The organism is Bacteroides sp. D1 (assembly GCF_000157095.2).
GTDB classification, from domain to species: Bacteria; Bacteroidota; Bacteroidia; order Bacteroidales; family Bacteroidaceae; genus Bacteroides; species Bacteroides xylanisolvens.
Map to the genome: position 1 here is coordinate 155,984 of NZ_JH114344.1, position 19,898 is coordinate 175,881.

Here is a 19,898-nt window from a genome sequence, read left to right on the forward strand (position 1 = left end):
ACTTTAATCAATTTAACATCAGAAAGAGAGGGACCGCGAGGTTCCTCTCTTTTACTTTTACCATATCTTTCCACCCTCTTCCCTTTCTTCTCCTCCGAAAAAGCATTTTTCTTTACTCAACTAGCGTATAAATCAACATTTATATATAAGTTTGCACAAAAATAAAAACAATGCAAAAGACTCTTCCTATTCATTTTGCCCCATTACAAGGGTATACCGACGTGATTTACCGTAATGCTCATGCTGCCTGCTTCGGAGGTATAGATACTTATTATACCCCATTTGTACGACTCGAAAAAGGCGGATTTCGCCATAGAGATGTCCGAGGAATCGAGCCCGGGAATAATCAAGTACCCCATCTGATTCCACAACTGATAGCTCCCTCTTTTGAGAAAGCAGAAAAAATCTTATCCCTACTCATTGAAAAGGGATATAAGGAAGTCGATATCAATATGGGGTGCCCTTTTCCCATGCTGGCTAAACGCCACAATGGTTCCGGTATTCTTCCTTATCCCGAAGAAGTGCAAGCGTTACTTAGCTGGCTGATTACGGAATATCCGCAAATTAGTTTTTCTATCAAAATGAGGTTGGGTTGGGAAGATCCGGAGGAATGTCTGAAACTGGCTCCGATTATCAATGAGCTCCCCCTACGACAAGTGGTTATGCATCCCCGCTTGGGAAAACAGCAATATAAAGGAGAAGTCGACCTTAAAGCGTTTGAAGCCTTTCAGGGAGTCTGCAAACATCCGCTCATCTATAATGGGGATATCAATAGTGTAGAAGATATTCACCGCATTCAGGAACAGTTTCCCGGACTAGCCGGAATGATGATAGGACGGGGATTACTTGCCAACCCGGCATTAGCTTTGGAGTATAGACAAAACCGTGCACTCGAGTTCGATGAAATGAGAGAAAAATTGCAATCTATGCACAAATGCGTATACAATCAATATGCAGAACAGTTGGAAGGAGGAGACGAACAACTTCTGAACAAAATGAAAACTTTCTGGGAATATTTAATGCCGCAAGCAGACAGAAAATTACTGAAAGCAATTCATAAAAGCACAAGTCTCAATAAATATAATCAGGCAATCCTTGCCTTTTTTAATCAACGATGAACTGATAACCAGTAATTTTACGTAATTTTGCGCCCGTTTACAAACATGCACATTATGAAAAAATACATTCTAATCTTTCTTTGTCTGATAACCGTATCGGGCAGTTTCGCACAAATGCAGGATTTCAAGTTCAAATTCTACGGACAGATTCGTACTGACTTCTATTATAATAGTCGTGCTAACGAAGAAACCGTAGACGGATTGTTTTATATGTATCCAAAAGACAAAGTGCGTGATCCGGAGGGGAACGATTTGACCTCAACACCCAACAGTAACTTCTATACTTTATATTCACGCCTTGGAGTAGACGTTGCCGGTCCAAAACTGGGAACAGCCAAGACGTCTGCCAAAGTAGAAGTCGACTTCCGCGGCACAGGCACTTCTTATTCGGTCATTCGCCTTCGTCATGCTTATTTGAATCTGGATTGGGGTAAATCGGCTTTATTGCTCGGGCAAAACTGGCATCCGTTATTCGGAGATGTGTCTCCGCAGATTCTTAATCTCTCCGTAGGAGCACCGTTCCAACCATTCAGCCGTGCGCCACAAATTCGTTATCGCTATACAAACAAGAATTTCCAACTTACCGGAGCCGCAGTGTGGCAATCACAATATACTTCACAAGGACCGGAAGGGAAAACACATAAGTATCTGAAGCAAAGCTGTATTCCCGAAATTTACTTAGGATTAGACTATAAAAGTAAACAATTGCAAGCAGGAGTAGGCGTCGAAATGCTTTCACTGAAACCTAGAACGGAAGCAATACTCCATCATTATTTTACAGACCCGTATACCGGCTATATGCATTCAATGGAAACAACCTTCAAGGTGGACGAACGCATTACCACCCTGTCCTACGAAGCCCATGTAAAATATACGAATAAAGATTGGTTTATAGGTGCGAAGAGTGTATTAGGATCCAATCTGACACAAGCTTCCGGTTTGGGTGGATTCGGGATCAAGTCTGTCAACGAACAAACGGGAGAACAAGAATATACTCCGATACGTTTCTCCAGCTCTTGGTTCAACGTTGTCTACGGACAGAAATGGAAGCCGGGAATCTTCGTAGGCTATGCCAAGAATCTGGGAACAAGTGATGCACTATATGCTCCCAAAGGAAATGATGCAAAACTTTATGGAACAGGAACAGACCTTAACCAATTAGTTACGGCAGGAGCAGAACTGACCTACAATGTCCCCCACTGGAAATTCGGGTTGGAATATACATTAAGCTCTGCATGGTATGGTTCGCTCAATACGTCCAATGGGAAAATTCAAGATACCCATGCCGTATGTAACAACCGTATTGTTGCCGTTGCCATGTTTATGTTCTAACCTCTCTATACAATTATTTTAATTATATATCTGTCACCTGTCACCGATTGCTGCTTAACGGTTTGATTATTAACAATTAACACCGTGACAGCAATAGGTGACAGCAGTGTGACAACAATAATGCTGTCACCAGAAACAGATAAGCTACATTTCACAACGCGGAGGTATTCACTCCGGAAGCTCCAGGCAATCCTATTTATTTCATGAATGCATTACCCTTGTTTCTCGTAGGGAAACTTTTAGTTTCAAGGCTTGAAACCAAAGGTTTCGTACCGGGAAACTAAAGTTTCAGCATTGGGAAACTGTAGTTTCAGCACCTAGAAACAATAGTTTCAACGGCATGGAAACTATGGTTTCTCCAAGAGAAACTACTGTTCCCCTATCAGGGAAAGCAAATGATCTCCTATTGTCTGACTTTTATCTCCTTAACTCCACTTCAAAGCTAGCACCATCTTTGCAACTGAACTGCAAAACTGTTTGCTTCTTATCAGAAGAAATCACCTTGCAAAAGGGAGTTTCTTCTACATTCCATTGCCCTTTTATCGTTACAGTCACAGGTATTTCACCACTGGCATTTTCAATCCATGGTCGTGAATAGATACTACGTTCGATACGTTTCCCATCTTTATCAAACGCTTCATCGCTTGGACCGCGATACAAAGCCAAATCCGGTTGTGCCACCGTCAACTTAATCTTATCAGCAGATTCTTTATGAGTCATAACCAAACAGGAAGTATCCACACGTTGTAATAAGCCACCCGGCAATGTCGTTTCAGAAGTTTCAAACAACACATAAGAAATGATCTGTTCGGAAACGGACTCAACAATATGTGCATTCCTGTCTTGCCGTAATACCTTATAAGTAGGCTTCTTTGCAAATTTCTTCATCAGAGCTTCATTCGTCTGAGGCAAAACAGCGTATTCATAACTTCCGTTTTTCGGTACCTTTCCATGATCTACAACCAAAGAAACCCAATCACCCTTTGTTTCCTTTCCTGTATTTTGCATTCGCGAGTATTGAGGAAAGTTCTTCTCAAACCGGATGGGAGTTGGAACATAATAACCCGTTCCCAAATGATCTACGTATACTTTCTTATCTCCTTGATAATTTTTCCAATAATCATGCCCTGCTTTATCAGTAACTGCCAATTGGAAGATAGTCGTTTCTGTCGGGAACTCCGTATTTGTATTTTCAATATCCGAACCAAGACAAACAATCATTCCATCGATGAAATGGTAAGATTTACGTGCCCGATGTGATCCGTTGTACTTATCATGCTCATGTAACTTCATTCCGAAATTACCATTCATCTTCTGTTGAGACAAACCACCGGCAAAAGCCTCGTCGGAGTAAAGCATCTCTTCCATTCCAGAGTAACTATCCACATTGAGCACCTTAGCCTGCAATTGCTCCAATGGCAAATGAATAGATGTCACTCCCGGAATACGGTTCCAGTCAAAACCTTCCTGCTGCCAGCCGCTAGTGGCGGGAGTTACTGTCTGTCCCGGTGCAGCAGTCAATATTTGCAAACTGCCGTGTGCCAGGTAACGACCGTATAGATTTGCTCCCAGATAATGCTCTGCCGCCCATAGATAACGGGAATGTCCGCGTGCCACAGCCGACCAGTTACTACGACGTTGGACAGAGACGCAACCATATCCCATCGCTATATTTCCCTGCGGGTCCGGTTCCGGACGGAAACCTTTCTCCACAAGACGTTTTGCCACCTTACGTTCTTCAGCATTTGAAACCTTAGGCATATATTCGGGAGAGTCATTTTCAATACTTGGGTCTGAAATCAGACGGAGGTAAGAAGAAGCCATTTCACTATCATATTCCTCCTTTCCATCGGGAGAACCGGCTAAAGCCATCATAGCAAAATGCATAGGAACCAGTTTACCTTTTCCATCTGGATGACGACCGGACATGGGAAGAGGGAAGTTCAGCTTATTGCAATAGAAACGCATGGTCAACAGTACATTTTTCACTGTTTCATGAGCTAACTCGGAAACAGCAAATTCCGTCCGGCTGAAAAGATAGATCATATTGGTTGCTCCATCGAGTCCGCCCACAGCATAAGCCGGATAGTTATTTCGATGATGGAAAGCACCTCCGTCTACTTTAAACGAACCGGACAATCCCAATGCAGGACGGCAACCAAAATCAATCCAACGGGAGAAAGACCGGAGATATTGTAGTTTTTCCGGTGTATCTTCCATCATTAAAATGCTGGCAATGCGTCCTGTGGTCTGTGTATTGAAAGAGTCCATATCAATTCCATTGACTTCCGGTTTAGGGTATACTTCGTTAGTAATCGCATACCAGCGTAATGTCCGTTCGGCTTCCTGAAGTTTCCCGGTTTCCCTAAGCACATCTTTCATCAGAAAATATGCCAGGTACAGACCGCGAACACTATAGCCATAATGATGGATATTTCCCCAACAACTACCATAAGCTACCCCCTGATCGGTTATGTGATCGTACATTGCTAAGAACTTCTTCTTCATTTCTTCCCGAATCACCGGATTTACCACATTATTATATGCAACGGCAATTCTTTTCATCAGGTCGAAATAAGCACGCATTTCCACTCCCATTTTAGTCAGCATATCTTTATCCCAGTTCGGTATGATCCGTTCATAAGCTTCTGAAGCACGTACCATGTAAATAGGTACTCCCGATACTTGACCATTCTTGTAAGTTATCTGATAGAAATCATATTTCTTGCGGATGGTTTCTACTTCTTTATCTGTCGTTTTCCCTTTCGTGTAGATCATATCACGAAAACGCTTTTCCAACAGTTGCATTTCTGCTCTTTGCTTATCGTCTACAGGAGTCAATTCAATATCCGGTTTCAAAAGCGAGTGTTGATAGACAACCAGCCAATGGTTGGTGGTTCCGGCATTGACAAAAGGGACTTGCAGATCGGCCGTCTGTTGACGTGCATCAACCTTAGTAGCCGTAATCAAATGATCGATGAAAAGGCTTCCTTTTGAATTTGGAGCAATAATCCGGAGTTCATTCATACCTTCTTCCGGTGTGCCTTGCATATCACGTTCATAGCAAACCCATGCGGCGCGCCAACCACTGAAATTAATACCAAAAGGGAAAGATGTGCATCGTTTGCCGTCTTTCAGAAACTGAAACTCAATGATCGTATCTTGGGGAACTTCATTATAAACCCACACAATAAAAGCCGAAAGATATAAATCCTTGCCGGTCGGATCTTTCTTCTCAAACTTCAGGTCTTTCTTGAGTTCCAATATACCACCCGGTTCAAATGTCCATTCCAACGAATGTTTTCCATCTTTATAATGCAGATCAGATACCGACAGGCGGGAATGGGTAGCGGTGATGCAATCCGGTATTTGCGGTTCTTCAAAAGAAAACATCCGTTCATCTGTTACAACTTGAGCATGAAGGAATGCTGAGCACAAAAGAGAAAACAGAGTTGTCACTCCAAATTTAGTAAAAGGTTGTTTCATCATGGAAATATAGTCTTATTAGGTTTTCAGTATATAAGTCAAAGTATAGTCGCTTTAAAATCTGTAAAGAGTACGTGATTCTGCAAAAGACGTAAACCGAAGTGTCCGTCACCTTCACCACCCGCAAGGGTATAGCGGAACAACTCTTCATCATTCACAGAATAAGTTGTGATTCCCTTTTCCACTCGAATCCGAATCTCATACCACTGATTGGGGACGAGTAAATGAGAGGCATCGGTATATTCTTTCAATAAAGGTTTCACCTTGTCATCTGCCACTCCATAATATTCTCCTTTGTATCGACGGAAACGGGTCGTTGAATTATCATTTCCTCCGTATCCAACGTAGAAAAGGTTTAATGTGTTATAGTTTTTAAAGATGCCGTCACGCCACTGACTACGGGCAAAAAGATCATCAGGGTATTTAGGATCATTGGCAGCCCAGAAGCAGTTCAGATCACTCAAGCGGTCATACTTTCCACCTTGCATCACCATACAAATACGATAACATATTTCATAATCGCCCGTCAATCGTTGCCGATACCACATAGTCAGTCCGTCCGGAACTATCAATTCTAATGTATCTGCACGTTCTATTATCTGCAAAGCATGGGATGCATCTTCTATTTTCCATTGCTGCACAAAGGAAGCTTTGTGCTGTGCCAAAAGCACCACACTATTTAAGAGAAAAAAAGTAATCAAACTGTAGCCTATAAAAAATCGCTTCGTCATTACGGTATTAGTTTAAAGATTATTCTTCCGAATACAAAGAAACCCCTCTTTTCGAAAAAAGAGGGGTTCAAATTGTACAAAATAACTCAAATAACGTATTGACAGATAATTTGCATTACCAATATCTTATAGTTTTTTCATCAACAAAGTTCTCATACCATTTCTGGTTTGAAGCACCCTTACTATCTACCCATTTAGTAAAATCAGGATATGCTTCTCTAAATGGTACACGTTCATAAGCATGACGTGTGCCAACCGGAAGTTTAACTCCCCAAGTGGAACCTTTGGTATTTGAATAATAAACATTTGCATCCAGTGTAGTGTCACCCGCAACCAATGCTTCATATTCTGCTTTGTAAGCAGAAGTCGGTGCATAACCCCTCATGTGTATTTCTTTACCACCGTTCACCTTAATAAAGAAATTCTGTCTATTAGTATCTAAAATCAACTCTCTAAATGCTGCAAGCTGAGCATCTCTTTCGGCTCCAGTTAATCCTTCTTTACCAATCAGTCTAACTTCAGCACGCAACATAGGTAGTCCTTCTCTTACTTTTCCTTGTGTTACCTGAAACATATCCTGATTATTATCCATCAAAGAAGTTAAACCATCCAGTGTAATAACAGTTCCTTCCGCTTGTGCTTTATCCACTGTCAATATTGCGAAACGCGGTTCTTTGCGAGTATCATTACTCCAATTCCAATTTTTATTTTCAACTTTCACTATATTTTTTGTAGAAAGTTCCTCTTTAGCTAAGTCTGTCATTGTTCCCTGACCACCTTTTAGTACAAGGCTTGCAGTAATCCGATCAACATACTCGCTTTTCAAACCATCCAGTACAACACCTAACACAGTCGGGTATATACCACCTACAGCACGAACATCCAAAGTCAACAACAATTCTTCTTTACCTCCTACAGTCTCCATCATCTGTTGACTATGACATTCAGTCACCTTCAAGTCATACTCGAATACAACATCGTTGAAATCTTCATCATACCATGAATCCAGTTGAATAGGCCAACCATCTTCGAACATCACCACACCTGTGTTATGATAGAAAAGATAGCCTTGGTCCGTTTCATTTGTCGGCTGCACTGCATCTTCAGGAAGCGCAAGAGTTACCGATGCCAGACGGTTTGTTTCAAAATTGAAACCAGTACTCTGATCTACACCACGACTAACAGGAGACAAAGCAAATTCTTTTGTAGCTTCTGTTCCCGAAACTGTATTGTATTTCATATACACTTTCTCGCAAGCAGCAGGAACATTCAACGTAAGAGTACGGGAATCTTTCACTAATACATCTCCCACAAGCAGACTCGCTTCAGAAGCACTTTTATCGGAATATACATTCACAAGTGTAGAAGCATTTACCGGGTCAACAGTTCCCGAACCATCGTTACCTTTTTCCAACTCATTATCAGAGCAGGAAGTAGTAACCAACATTGTCCCCATAAGGACGTACATCAAACTTTTAATTTTCATCTTAATCTAATTTTTAAATTTATTGTTTGTTTCAGTTTCCCATGAAAGCTCTACCTTATCACACCCAATATCCGAGCTCTATATGTTAACTTATCAAAAATATATTTAACGATTAATAGTGTTTTTGACGTTCTCATTCGTAATTTCAATCCTTTCCATCGAAAATAATCACAAGAGTCAAAATATGGTTCAAAAGGCCTGTTCACGAACAATGGATAATATATACAAGTTATTTCGTATATTTGCATTAGACAGAACATTCAATACAACAAATATAGAACTTTTATTCCGAATATACAAGTTCTATATATAAATATATCAAGGGAAATGGATCAAGTACTGTATGGTATAGATTACATAGAATATTATTTCTATTGGATATATTACAAGTTTATTGGCTATCCTTTAATCATAAGAATATGCTCAATTGCTGTAATGTTTTGCATTATTGCGTACTTGTTTCTCCTATTCCATATTATATATGGTATATTTAAAAGGCGGAAAGAGAAGCGAAGATACAATAAAGCTTTCGATAAATATTACGAGGAAATGAAATCTATCTCGCTAGATTCCAACACATTGAGTGAAGAGGAAATCGCAGACAGATTACAGTATGATACGAAAAAACGTCCCAAGCCTAATGAGTTACGTATTATCACTCAACTGTTAACAGAAATCAAGAGTGTGCATGAAGATGAGATCAATGAACTAAACTATCAAACGATTCAAACCGTATTCCAAATCACACGTTTCCTTGAACGCGAACTTCAATTCGGTTCCAAAAGATCAAAGATACAAGCTCTGAAACTTATTCAGTCCATCAATGGCTATGCCTCTGAAGCGGTATTGGTGCGTTTCCTCTATCATCGTGAACTAGAATTAAGAAACTCGGCACGCTATACTTATATGTGGTTAAGCCAGGGTGACCCGTTCCGCTTCTTCGACGAAGACATCGGCATGAAGTTAAGGCAATGGGACATGATGGAGTTGCATGCTATTCTGGAACACCGTAAGAAGGTGGGATATAATACACCCAGCTTTATTAAATGGGTGAATACTTCGGCCGAAGAGAATGTTAAGATATTCTTTATCAACGAAATCCGGTTATATAATGAAACCGATAGTGCCCCAATTCTCGCGAAGCAACTCAATGCCCGTTCTGTGGAAATACGGGGTGAAGCGATCAGAACTTTAGGAAAACTAAAATATAAAGAGATTGAGCCCAAACTGATTGAAATGTATCATGTGCAACCGGAAGAAGTCAAACGACAAATCATTTCGGCTGTTGCAGACCTGAAAACAGATAAGGCATTAGGATTTCTTTACAATGCTTATGATGAAGCAGACAACTGGGGAACAAAACGTATCATCCTGAAGTCCCTCTATGAATACAGTGCAATGGGAAGAAAAACATTCGATCAATTGGAGAGAAAAGCAGATTCCCACACAGCTATATTGTTTGCCCATACCAGGCATCCGTTAATCAACCAGTTAATTTAGAGAATATGAGAGATATAATATTTACATTCTTCAATTATTTCGTATTCTTTTATACGAGCATGCTGGCGATATTCTTCATCACATTCGCCTTCCTCTCTTTCATTTCTCTAAAACGGAGAAAGGATTACTATGTGGAAAGCTATATGCGGAAAACAATCAAGGAATCCCCCTATACACCGGGCATTTCGGTAATTGCTCCTGCCTTCAATGAAGAAAAGACAATCATTGATAATGTGAACTCCATGCTTGCATTGGAATATCCGCTTTTCGAGGTGGTTATTGTAAATGATGGAAGTACGGACAGTACATTGAAAAAGATGACCGAATATTATGAACTGGTAGAAGTGCCCTATGCTTATATCGAGCGAATCAAAACCAGACCGTTCCGAAGACTCCTCAAATCCTCCAACCCGAAATACAGCCGACTCATCGTTGTAGACAAAGAAAATGGAGGAACCAAAGCGGATGCATCCAATGCGGGTATCAACGTTGCTTCTTATCCTTATTTTATCTGCACGGATGTGGATTGCATTTTGGAAAAGTATGCTCTTTATCGTTGTATCTCGCCCATTATATCTTCAGAAAAACAAGTAATTGCAGTCAGCGGAACGATGTTGATGGCGAACGGATGCGTTGTGAAAGACGGACAAATCGTGGACGTGAGAACTCCCCGTACTCCGATTCCGCTTTTCCAGAATCTGGAATATATGCGTTCCTATCTGATTGGCAAGATGGGGTGGTCCGCTATCAATGGCATGCCGAATGTTTCCGGTGGATTCGGTCTTTTCGACCGTTCGGTAGCGATTGCTGCCGGAGGATATGATGCTCCCTCTTTTGCCGAAGACATGGACCTCATTACCCGCATGGTAGGATATATGTGCGATTTCTCCCGTCCTTATAAAATCGTACAGATTCCTGATACTTGCTGTTGGACGGAAGGGCCTCCCAACCTGGCAATGCTTTACCGGCAACGTACCCGTTGGGCACGGGGATTGTTCCAGACACTTAGTATCCATCATAAAATGATCTTTAAAAAGACATATAAACAGATGGGATTATTAACCCTGCCTTATATGTTCATTTTTGAGTTTCTGGCGCCAATCATCGAGCTTACCGGTTTGATCGTATTTATCTATCTGGCCTTTACAGGGGCGGTCAACTGGAACACGGCATGGATGATTTACCTGACGATCTATACGTTCTGCCAGTTCCTTTCCATCGTTGTTATTACCTACGACTACTATGTCGGGATGCTATATAAAAGAGGATATGAATACCTGTGGATTATCATTGCGTCCATATTGGAGCCTATCTTCTATCATCCCATCATCACTTTCTGTTCATTGAGAGGATACCTCAGTTATCTGACCAATAGAGACTTCAAGTGGAAGAACATGGAACGTAAGGGATTCAAGCAGAAAGAAGAAAGTGCGGACAATACTGATACAACGCCAATGAAGCCCGAACCTGCTACGATTTAAACAAGAAAGAAAGATTAAAGACAAGATAGAATGAACAGAGAATTTCTCCATAAGATCACCATATTAGGTTGTCTGTTTTTACTGATAACCTCTTCCTCCGGGACCGACAACGGATTCCAGACACCGGAGCAATATGCCCAGATTGTACAGGAGCATTTTGCGAACGAGGAATGGGAAGCAGGGAAAGAGCTGTTGGAGGAGGGCCTTCAGAAATACCCGAATGTTTCTGACCTTGAATGGCTCATGGGAAAATACTGGTTCCACGAAAAGAACTATGACCAGTCGCGTTATCATCTTGTCAAAGCGATAGATGACAATTACAACAACGTCAATGCCAAACATCTGCTGGTAGACGTAGAAGATATCACCGAGAATTATTCCAGTGCCATTTGTTACGTTAATGAGTTGCTGGAAGTAAATCCGTATTGGAGAGGCTTATGGCGAAGGAAGATTGAACTATACCGCAAGCAGAACAACGATGTGGAAGCGGATCGCCTGTTGAAACGAATCAATCAGATTTACCCGAACGATACCATTCTAAGGAAGGATTATATCTACAGCATGGAGGTAGGCTACCAGCAAATGAAAAAAGGCGGTAACCGAAAAGAGGCTATCGAAAAGCTGACGGAGCTCATCAAAGTATCTCCTCAAAACGAAGAATATTATCTGGACATCATTAACCTGCATTTACAGGAAGGAAACCGGGAAGCTGCTCTAGGCTGGTCATCCAACGGTTTGGCTGCCATACCGGGAAGCGGTGCGCTTATCGTCAAAAGGGCGAGTATCCTTAGTGAATTGGCACGTTATCCGGAAGCTCTGGTGTTTATACGCGAGCAAATGCGAAGAAACAACAGCCCTGCCATACGGCGTATGTATAACGACCTGTTAATGGAGGCTGCCCGAGCAGAGAAGCAGCGGGATCCTTATGTATTATATGGCATGGCCTACGAAGGAGGTAATAAGAACAAGGAAGCATTAGACTACCTGCTGAACACTTCCGTCACTCGAGGATATACCGATGATGCACTCTTCTATATCAGAGAAGCTAAAAAACAATATGGCAACAATGATAAAGGAATTCTTTATAAAGAATATATGCTTTATCGCCAGATGAATGAGGATGATCTTGCCTATTCAACGCTGAAAAAGATGTATGAGATGTATCCTGATGATTATGATATTACGCTTGCCATGAGCGCACAACACATGAAGAAAGCTGAAAAACTGATGGAACTCGGTCTGTACGCAGAAGCATTGCCGCACGTATTGTTCGTTTCTCAAAAACATGTAGACGACAATGAAGTGAACGGTGCCGCATGGGAAAAAGCCTTGAGTTGCTATATCAATATGAAACGTTACAATGAAGCACTTGCCACATTGGACACCATCACTCTTCACTTCCCTGATTACGAAAACTGCACGTTGAAAAGGGCATTTATTCTCGATAAAATGGATAAAACCGAAGAGGCTTTGCAACTATACTTGTCTGCCATCGAGCAGAGCGACGAGGATATGCGTATCTTCTACGTCATCGGATACGAGGAACTGGCAGTGCCCTACATCAAAAAGTGCATGGAAGCCGGAGCTACGAAGAAAGCATACGAAGAAGCCATCAAACTGGTTAGCCTGAATCCATCGAGCGATCTCGGATTACGGTATGCCATCAACTCGTCCGGTTTACTCGGAAAATACGATGAATTCGAGAAATATACGGCTCAAGGGATCAATTATTATCCTGAAGAACCGTTCTATCAGGCAAAGAGGGCTACTGTCCTTGAGCGTGACAAGAGATACGAAGCTTCTTTGGAATTCCTGAAACCGATACTCAATAAATACCCGAGTAACAAAGAGATTATAGGCGCATTCTCACAAAGCAGTGAATATCGTGCCCTGCAACTGACAAAGGCGAAAGAACCGGAAAAGGCTCTCGCTGTTCTTGATACAGCTTTGCTTTACGACAGTCAGAACAAATCATTGAAGTACACCAAGGGAGTGGTATATGAAGCCAACCGTCAAGCGGATTCAGCCTATTATTACCAAAAGTACTACGAGCCATCCATCATGGAATATCGCTCTTTCCAACGACACTTATCGGGCCTTAGAAGCATGATGCTCAAGAATGAGATTGCTTTGACCTACCTGCGTGCACGCTACGGAGAAGAAGACATCATTACCTCCGTTGCCACCGCTGAATACACCCGAAAAGGCCAGAAGAACAGCTATACAGGACGTCTCAACTATGCAGGACGAAGCGGCTCGGCAAGCGACAGCATGGAGGCTGAAGAACAGACACCGGGAGGAGTCGGCATTCAGGTACAAGGTGAGTGGACGCATCACTTCTCACCGAAGTGGAGCCTCACGGCCAATGCAGCCTTTGCGACCAAATACTTCCCGGACATAACGGCTGATGTCGCTTTACGGCATTATCTCAAGAATGATTGGGAAATAGGCGCACATGTGGGTTATAGACGGGTAGCCGCCTACACAAAGCGTTATGAATGGAACGATGAATTCTTTGCAGGCGGCACCGGAGACAATGGCTATCTGTTTACGGGTTGGAATGAGTCAAAGACTAACCTACTCACTGTAGGCGGAGAATTAGCCAAGACCATTGAAGTGGTTCGTCTCAACACGAAGATCGATATGCACTTCTTCAACTCTAACTTCTATTACAATGCGCAGATTGGCGCCAAATACTTCCCGGCGAGCGATACAAAGACAAATATCAACGCCATGGCAAGCATCGGATCGGCACCGGAAACGGCCGTACTGGACTATGCGCTGCCCGGCTCTTTCTCTCACACCAATACCATGGTGGGATTGGGAGGTCAGTATATGGTCAGTCCCAACATTACCATAGGCTTGATGGGCACTTGGAACACCTATTATAACCAAACCAATACGGTGCGAGGGACAAGTCCGTCCAACCAGATAGAATCCATATCGACACGCTATAAAAACTTATATAACATCTATGCACAAGTTTATATTTCATTCTGATACGCTTGGCCCTGTATTGGCAGGAATGATATGTATTTGCTGCCTTTTATCCGGCTGCCGTATGCAGGCACGCACGGAGATGTTCCCATCTAAAGAAGGGTATCTCGTCACCATTGGTGAGGATCCGACCGACAGAGACACCCGGTGGGCGAAATACCTGTACGAACATCTCAAGAAGCGTGCAAACGACGATGAAATAGTAGCTTTTGGCGTTTCCGAAATGGACATGTGGCGCATCATCATACAGATAGACCCAACATTGCAGAGAGGATTCAAAGTAGCCTGCAAAGGCTCTGATATCAGACTGACCGCAAGTGACGACAAACAAATGTTATGGCTGCAATACCAACTGATAAAGAAGATCAGCAAAGAAGACCCGCGTATAGACGGTTCGGATCTTCCTCCCGCCCTTATCAATCTCAACGATACTTGCGGAGCTTTTGCATTTGACTATCAAAGTATTTATTCTCCATACGGCCTGAACGCCGATCATACAGGCGTTATCGGCCTGAACAACTTTGATGACAGCTGGGGAATATGGGGACACAACCTGCGAAAAGTCTTGGGAAAAGATGCAGAGAAAGTATATGCCACCATTCACGGGAAGACAGATGACTCACAACTGTGTTTCTCTTCCGAGGATATGTATCGCCAGATAGAAAGTTACATCGTAGATAACTTCGGTGAAAAGGGGAATTTCCGTTTTGTAATCGCACCGGATGATACTCCGTACGCCTGTACGTGTGCCACCTGCACCGCATTGGGAAATACAGAGAAGAACGCAACTCCCGCCGTTACGGAACTGATCCTCCGCCTGTCGCAGCGTTTTCCCAAACACACGTTCTTTACGACTTCCTACCTGACTACGCAACAAGTCACAGACAAGCAGCTCCCGCCTAACGTCGGGGTAATTGTCAGCGCTATCGACTACCCGCTCCGCCGGACAGACGGCAAGGACGAGCAAGACAAGAAATTTGCGGAACAACTCGACAACTGGAAGAAAGTAACGAACAACATCTATATATGGGACTATATCAACAACTTCGACGACTACCTCACTCCTTTCCCCATATTAAAGATAGCCCAGCAAAGACTCCAACTTTTCAAACAACACGGAGCCAGCGGCATATTTTTCAACGGAAGCGGTTACAGCTATTCTTCCTTCGATGAAATGAGGACTTTTGTATTATCAGCCCTTCTTATCAACCCGGAGCTTCCGGTTGATGAGTTAATTAAAAGCTATTTCAATCAGGAATACCCGGTATCCAAAAAATGGCTGTACGATTACTACACAGAGCTAGAAAACAACGCCCAATCCGGAAAGCGGCTCGGACTTTACGCCGGTATCAGAGAATCGGAAAAAGGATTCCTCTATCCGGAGAAGTTTATCAAATTCTATGATGAAATGGGAGATTTTGTATCCGAAGCAAAAGGGAAAGAGCGCAAAAAGCTGCACGAGCTCCAGACCGCCTTGTCTTTCACGCGCATGGAATTAGCACGTGACCACAGTTTCGACGCTTACGGATATGCCAAGCGGAATGGAAAGGATATTCAACCGCTTCCCCAAGCTCGTAAATGGGTCACCCAGCTCAAAGAGCATCAAGCATTTGCCGGAATGGGATATTATAATGAGTCAGCTTATGAGATTGACTATTATATAAAGGAATGGGAACAATATATACTTGCTTCCGACATAAAGAAAAGTTTGTTTCTGGGAATGCATCCTTCCGCAACCCCTAAACTAAATAAAAATGATTCAAAGAAACTGACCGATGGCACTCACGGTTTACCCGGAGACTATCATTGCGGTTGGGTTATCATTCCGGGAGAAGAATGTACCATCAACCTGCCGGTTAAAGGACTCAATGCATCAGGAACATTCTATATCAGTTTTTTGAATCTTCCCCGCCATCGCATCTATGCTCCACAGCAAGTTCAACTGTTGAAAGACGGAGTAGCCTATAAAACAATAGACCTGAAACCGGAAGACTCCCCAGAAAAAGGAGAAATGATGAAAGCCACCGTTCCGGCAGACTTGAACGGAACAGAACAATTAAGCATAAAAATCAGTTGTTTAAAGAAGCCGGGAACGCAAATGGGTATCGATGAAATTGCATTCATCCCTTAAATGCTGAAAAAGTGATATAACAAAAATAAATGGCAACAATGAATAAATCTATATTCTATATTTTACTACTGACGGCACTTCCGCTCTACTTTACAGGGTGCAGAAAGGAAGTACGTCCCACCAGCATGACGATAAAAGATTCCGTCAGGCACTATTACCCTATCAAGCAAGGTCAGCAACTCGATATCATGTTTACCATCACCAACACGGGAGACGCTCCGTTAATCATTTCAGAAATGCAACCTTCCTGTGGCTGTATCATTCTGGATAAAAGTTCGCATATCATCATTCCCGAAGACGGTATCAGGCAATTCAAAGCAACCTACAACAGCATCAAGAATGTAGGCGAAGTGGTTCACCGCATCCGGATTTTCGGCAATATGCTCCCCGACGGGAGAGCCGAACTTAAATTTGATGTTAACGTAGTCCCCGATGCAGACTATACACGTGATTATGAAGAACTCTATCAAGAGTTCAACACCAAAAATGGTATTGTCAGAGAGATGGTGGATGGAAAAGAATCTGAACTGGGATATTATGTCGGAGAACCGTAATCGATATCATGTATCAAGTATCAAATATTAAGTATTAACATCAAATGACTGGCTAATACTCAACACTTGATACTTAATACTTATTTCTCCTTTCTAAGGATGTATTTCTTTGAATGCGGCATTTTCTTCTTTCACATTCTGAATAGTCTGCTTTAACTCTCCAATCGGCAAGTCATATCCATACCAACCTGTATAGCAATCTACCACATACCATTTCCCGTCCGACTGCAACTCGAACTCGACACGCAAATCAACCTCGGATTCTTCATAGCCTGCCTCAAAGATTTTATGCTTCGGTTCATTCAACGTAAACTTGGAAACATAAATACCTCCCTCTTCCTGGGTGATACGTTCTTCCTTCATGGTTTCGCTATCCAGCAACGGCCACTTTTCCCGAGTGAAAGGGAATGTTTTCTCGGTTTCTCCGTCATCTGCCAACAAAGTGATCGGAGTCTTTAATGGGAACTTGATACGAGTATACTGGAAGGCTGCACTGGAAGTAAATTTATCCAGAAAGGATTTGAAATCTTCACCGTCTTGTGTAGTCAGTTCACTATCGGCTTTTGCCTTGGAACTATTACCGCAGGAGATAAACGAAACACCTGCGAGCAGCATCATAGCCAGCAAGCAGCATACAAACTTTTTAGCTCTCATAACACTATATAAATTAATAGTTTAATTGACGGCGCAAAGATAGTAACAAGTTTGGTTTTGCAATACTTTTATACATTAAAATTGGTTCAAATCAAGGCACAAAAGAAACTTCGTTATTACGTTCTAAATAAAAGATTTTAAAGAAATATCCGATTCCATTCGTCTACGGTCAAATAATGTACGTTTTCATCCTACTAATGTACCATTTACTCATACCTAAATACTTATTTCTCCTCACCTTTGTAACAACATACAAACAAAGAATACACTTTAACATTATAATACTATGAAAACAATTTACACCGTATTTTTACTTCTCTTGTTACTCAGTTGTACTTCATCCAGTGAAAAACTAGCATGGGAAATAGCAAACAATTCTCAAACAAATAAAAAGGAACTTACTCGCTTTTTAGAACATTATAAAACAAATAAGGACAAAGATAAATATAAAGCTGCTTGCTTTCTGATAGAAAATATGCCTAACAAATATTCCATCAATGGCAAAGAACAGAAAATATATGATATTGATATAGTAAAAGCTGACTCTCTCATAAAATCACTAGAGCATTCATTCTTTTTAAAAGAAAAGAGTCCTTATTTGAAAAATTATACATTCGAACAGTTCTGCGAATACATCTTACCATACAGAGTCGCTGATGAATCATTACAATATTATTGGAAATGGGACTGTAGTAGAAAATTTGAGAAACAATGTACCAACGATATTATTCAAACAGCACAGAATATAAATGCTCAAATTAAAATAGAGCTATCTCCCGAATTTTACAAAGATACATTAAAATCATATTCATCAATAATAAAGACAGGATATGGTAAATGTGATGATAGAACAGCATTAGTTACTATGGCCTTACGGTCAGTAGGAATTCCTGCCGCATTTGAATTTGTACCTTATTGGGGAAGCAATAACAATGGACATTCTTTTGTTTCAATTATATTACCAGACAATAAAATATATCCATTACAAAACACAGACAAACAAGCAAACGGAGATTATTACCTATCACGTAAAACTCCTAAAATATATCGTAAGATGTATTCAATACAAGATTTAGCCAAACACATCGACAATATTCCCGAATTATTTCGTCACAATGACCTACTGGATGTTACAAAATTGCACAACATCGGCTCTTGTGATGTTACAGTCTCGACTAATATAAATAAAGAAAAAGAAAATTTTTTATCTGTATTTTCCCCAAAAAGATGGGTACCTGTTGCTTTTTCCTCTTCTCAAACATTCCATCACATTGGGACTGGAAATATATACAATGTTGATCGTAATAAGGAAGCTATTGATTTAGGTGATGGCATAGTTTATCTCCCAACTCACTGGGTAAATGAAGAGGCCATTCCAATAGGCAGCCCAATAATAGTATCGGAGGATTCAGTAAGGGAAATAAAACCAGACACTAAACATCTTGAAAGAGTAGTATGTAAACGCAAATTCCCTTTGAATATGCGAATTGTTGATTTCTCAAAATTGATGATTATGGGAGTTTTTGAAGGGGCAAATAAAGCAGACTTTTCTGATGCAACGGAACTTTATAAAATAACAAAAACTCCGGAAAGCAAAATGCAAAAGATAGAAATATCTGCAGAGAAAGCCTATCGTTACATACGTTATAGAAAACCAAAAGGGACCTTTAGTATCGCAGAATTTTGTTTATATCAATCTGATGAAAAGCTTCTACCATTCCACCCTATAGCTTGTGATGCTATATACGAAGACAGTACTATGCTTAATATTTTCGATGGACAACCACTTACCTATTATCAAGTGAGTGGTGGCATAGACTTATGGGTTGGTGTGGATTTATATAAACCTGTGAAGATTTCAAAAATTGGATTTGCTCCACGTAATGACGATAATGCAATAGTTTCAACAGACACTTATGAACTGTTTTATTGGCAGGATCAATGGATAAGTTTAGGCCGGAAACGACCAATAGGTGATAGTGTCGTTTATGATAACGTACCTCAAAAAGCTCTGTTATGGTTGCGCAATTTGACTAAAGGCCGTGAAGAACGTCCATTCACTTATGAAAATGGGAAACAGATATGGTGGTAAAATTATTTCTAACTATTAAATAATAAAATTATGAAAAAAATTACTTTGTTTTTGTCCTTACTTTTAATAGGAAGTGTGGGCTTTTCACAAATTATTCCGGGCGTAAACATCGGTAAACGCAAGGAATATATGATGAGAACGTATAAAATCAATAGTCAAAAGGCAGATGAATACGAACAAATTCTATTCTCCTTACAGAAAGAGAATGACCAGCTAAAGAATCGGAAAATTAGCTCTACTCAATTTAAAGCGGAACAAAAAAAGCTTTATAAAAAATATGGTACAATAATCAGCCAAGCATTTTCTGGAGGAAAACATAAAAAAATGGAGCTCTTG

At 41.2% G+C, this 19,898-nt stretch carries 12 protein-coding genes and 1 pseudogene; 9 read left to right on the top strand and 4 right to left on the bottom strand.

Annotated features, from left to right (window positions below):
- Positions 1 to 170: 170 nt before the first annotated feature.
- Both BSAG_RS07900 and BSAG_RS07895 read left to right on the top strand, forming a co-directional pair.
- Complete coding sequence (locus BSAG_RS07900; RefSeq protein ID WP_004313853.1) at positions 171 to 1,118, top strand: tRNA-dihydrouridine synthase family protein; 948 nt, start codon at positions 171 to 173, stop codon at positions 1,116 to 1,118.
- Positions 1,119 to 1,172: 54 nt separating this feature from the next.
- A complete protein-coding gene (locus BSAG_RS07895; RefSeq protein ID WP_008019293.1) occupies positions 1,173 to 2,450 on the top strand; it encodes a DcaP family trimeric outer membrane transporter in 1,278 nt (425 codons plus the stop codon).
- A gap of 417 nt (positions 2,451 to 2,867) precedes the next feature.
- On the opposite strand, the gene BSAG_RS07890 is transcribed toward BSAG_RS07895, so the two are convergent.
- The 3 genes from BSAG_RS07890 to BSAG_RS07880 form a co-directional block, all read right to left on the bottom strand.
- Positions 2,868 to 5,939: a chondroitinase family polysaccharide lyase gene (locus BSAG_RS07890; protein WP_004313851.1), complete on the bottom strand. Its 3,072-nt coding sequence runs from the start codon at positions 5,937 to 5,939 to the stop codon at positions 2,868 to 2,870.
- 35 nt (positions 5,940 to 5,974) lie between these two features.
- Complete coding sequence (locus BSAG_RS07885) at positions 5,975 to 6,667, bottom strand: DUF6250 domain-containing protein (protein ID WP_008770454.1); 693 nt, start codon at positions 6,665 to 6,667, stop codon at positions 5,975 to 5,977.
- 115 nt (positions 6,668 to 6,782) lie between these two features.
- Positions 6,783 to 8,153 carry an LruC domain-containing protein gene (locus tag BSAG_RS07880; protein ID WP_008019291.1) on the bottom strand — a complete coding sequence of 457 codons (1,371 nt, stop codon included), beginning with the start codon at positions 8,151 to 8,153 and terminating at the stop codon, positions 6,783 to 6,785.
- Positions 8,154 to 8,480: 327 nt separating this feature from the next.
- On the opposite strand from BSAG_RS07880, the gene BSAG_RS07875 reads away from it, so the two are divergent.
- Genes BSAG_RS07875 through BSAG_RS07855 form a run of 5 tightly spaced genes read left to right on the top strand, consistent with a single transcriptional unit; the run spans position 8,481 to position 16,816 of the window.
- Positions 8,481 to 9,653 (top strand): HEAT repeat domain-containing protein, encoded by a 1,173-nt coding sequence (locus BSAG_RS07875; protein WP_008770456.1) that lies wholly within the window; start codon positions 8,481 to 8,483, stop codon positions 9,651 to 9,653.
- Positions 9,654 to 9,658: 5 nt separating this feature from the next.
- Complete coding sequence (locus tag BSAG_RS07870) at positions 9,659 to 11,134, top strand: glycosyltransferase family 2 protein (protein WP_004313847.1); 1,476 nt, start codon at positions 9,659 to 9,661, stop codon at positions 11,132 to 11,134.
- A gap of 30 nt (positions 11,135 to 11,164) precedes the next feature.
- Positions 11,165 to 14,134, top strand: a complete 2,970-nt coding sequence (locus tag BSAG_RS07865) for a hypothetical protein (protein ID WP_004313846.1) — start codon at positions 11,165 to 11,167, stop codon at positions 14,132 to 14,134.
- On the top strand, positions 14,109 to 16,262 hold the full coding sequence (locus tag BSAG_RS07860; protein WP_004313845.1) for a DUF4838 domain-containing protein: 2,154 nt from the start codon (positions 14,109 to 14,111) through the stop codon (positions 16,260 to 16,262). Before BSAG_RS07865 ends, BSAG_RS07860 begins: the two co-directional genes overlap by 26 nt.
- Before the next feature lie 38 nt (positions 16,263 to 16,300).
- Complete coding sequence (locus BSAG_RS07855; protein ID WP_008641720.1) at positions 16,301 to 16,816, top strand: DUF1573 domain-containing protein; 516 nt, start codon at positions 16,301 to 16,303, stop codon at positions 16,814 to 16,816.
- Positions 16,817 to 16,909: 93 nt separating this feature from the next.
- On the opposite strand, the gene BSAG_RS07850 is transcribed toward BSAG_RS07855, so the two are convergent.
- Positions 16,910 to 17,470, bottom strand: a complete 561-nt coding sequence (locus tag BSAG_RS07850; RefSeq protein ID WP_004313843.1) for a hypothetical protein — start codon at positions 17,468 to 17,470, stop codon at positions 16,910 to 16,912.
- Between the two features lie 286 nt (positions 17,471 to 17,756).
- Between BSAG_RS07850 and BSAG_RS07845 the strand changes: the two genes are divergently transcribed.
- Positions 17,757 to 19,562, top strand: a complete 1,806-nt coding sequence (locus tag BSAG_RS07845; protein WP_004313842.1) for a transglutaminase domain-containing protein — start codon at positions 17,757 to 17,759, stop codon at positions 19,560 to 19,562.
- A 30-nt stretch (positions 19,563 to 19,592) separates the two neighbouring features.
- Positions 19,593 to 19,898, top strand: a pseudogene (locus BSAG_RS25315) (hypothetical protein); the annotation flags it as partial.

What these genes read in the sequence shown, in the direction of transcription:
- BSAG_RS07890 (WP_004313851.1), bottom strand. Translation starts at nt 5,939, where the DNA reads ATGATGAAACAACCTTTTACTAAATTTGGAGTGACAACTCTGTTTTCT.
- BSAG_RS07855 (WP_008641720.1), top strand. Translation starts at nt 16,301, where the DNA reads ATGAATAAATCTATATTCTATATTTTACTACTGACGGCACTTCCGCTC.
- BSAG_RS07875 (WP_008770456.1), top strand. Translation starts at nt 8,481, where the DNA reads ATGGATCAAGTACTGTATGGTATAGATTACATAGAATATTATTTCTAT.
- BSAG_RS07900 (WP_004313853.1), top strand. Translation starts at nt 171, where the DNA reads ATGCAAAAGACTCTTCCTATTCATTTTGCCCCATTACAAGGGTATACC.
- BSAG_RS07885 (WP_008770454.1), bottom strand. Translation starts at nt 6,667, where the DNA reads ATGACGAAGCGATTTTTTATAGGCTACAGTTTGATTACTTTTTTTCTC.
- BSAG_RS07865 (WP_004313846.1), top strand. Translation starts at nt 11,165, where the DNA reads ATGAACAGAGAATTTCTCCATAAGATCACCATATTAGGTTGTCTGTTT.
- BSAG_RS07870 (WP_004313847.1), top strand. Translation starts at nt 9,659, where the DNA reads ATGAGAGATATAATATTTACATTCTTCAATTATTTCGTATTCTTTTAT.
- BSAG_RS07850 (WP_004313843.1), bottom strand. Translation starts at nt 17,470, where the DNA reads ATGAGAGCTAAAAAGTTTGTATGCTGCTTGCTGGCTATGATGCTGCTC.
- BSAG_RS07895 (WP_008019293.1), top strand. Translation starts at nt 1,173, where the DNA reads ATGAAAAAATACATTCTAATCTTTCTTTGTCTGATAACCGTATCGGGC.
- BSAG_RS07860 (WP_004313845.1), top strand. Translation starts at nt 14,109, where the DNA reads ATGCACAAGTTTATATTTCATTCTGATACGCTTGGCCCTGTATTGGCA.
- BSAG_RS07880 (WP_008019291.1), bottom strand. Translation starts at nt 8,153, where the DNA reads ATGAAAATTAAAAGTTTGATGTACGTCCTTATGGGGACAATGTTGGTT.
- BSAG_RS07845 (WP_004313842.1), top strand. Translation starts at nt 17,757, where the DNA reads ATGAAAACAATTTACACCGTATTTTTACTTCTCTTGTTACTCAGTTGT.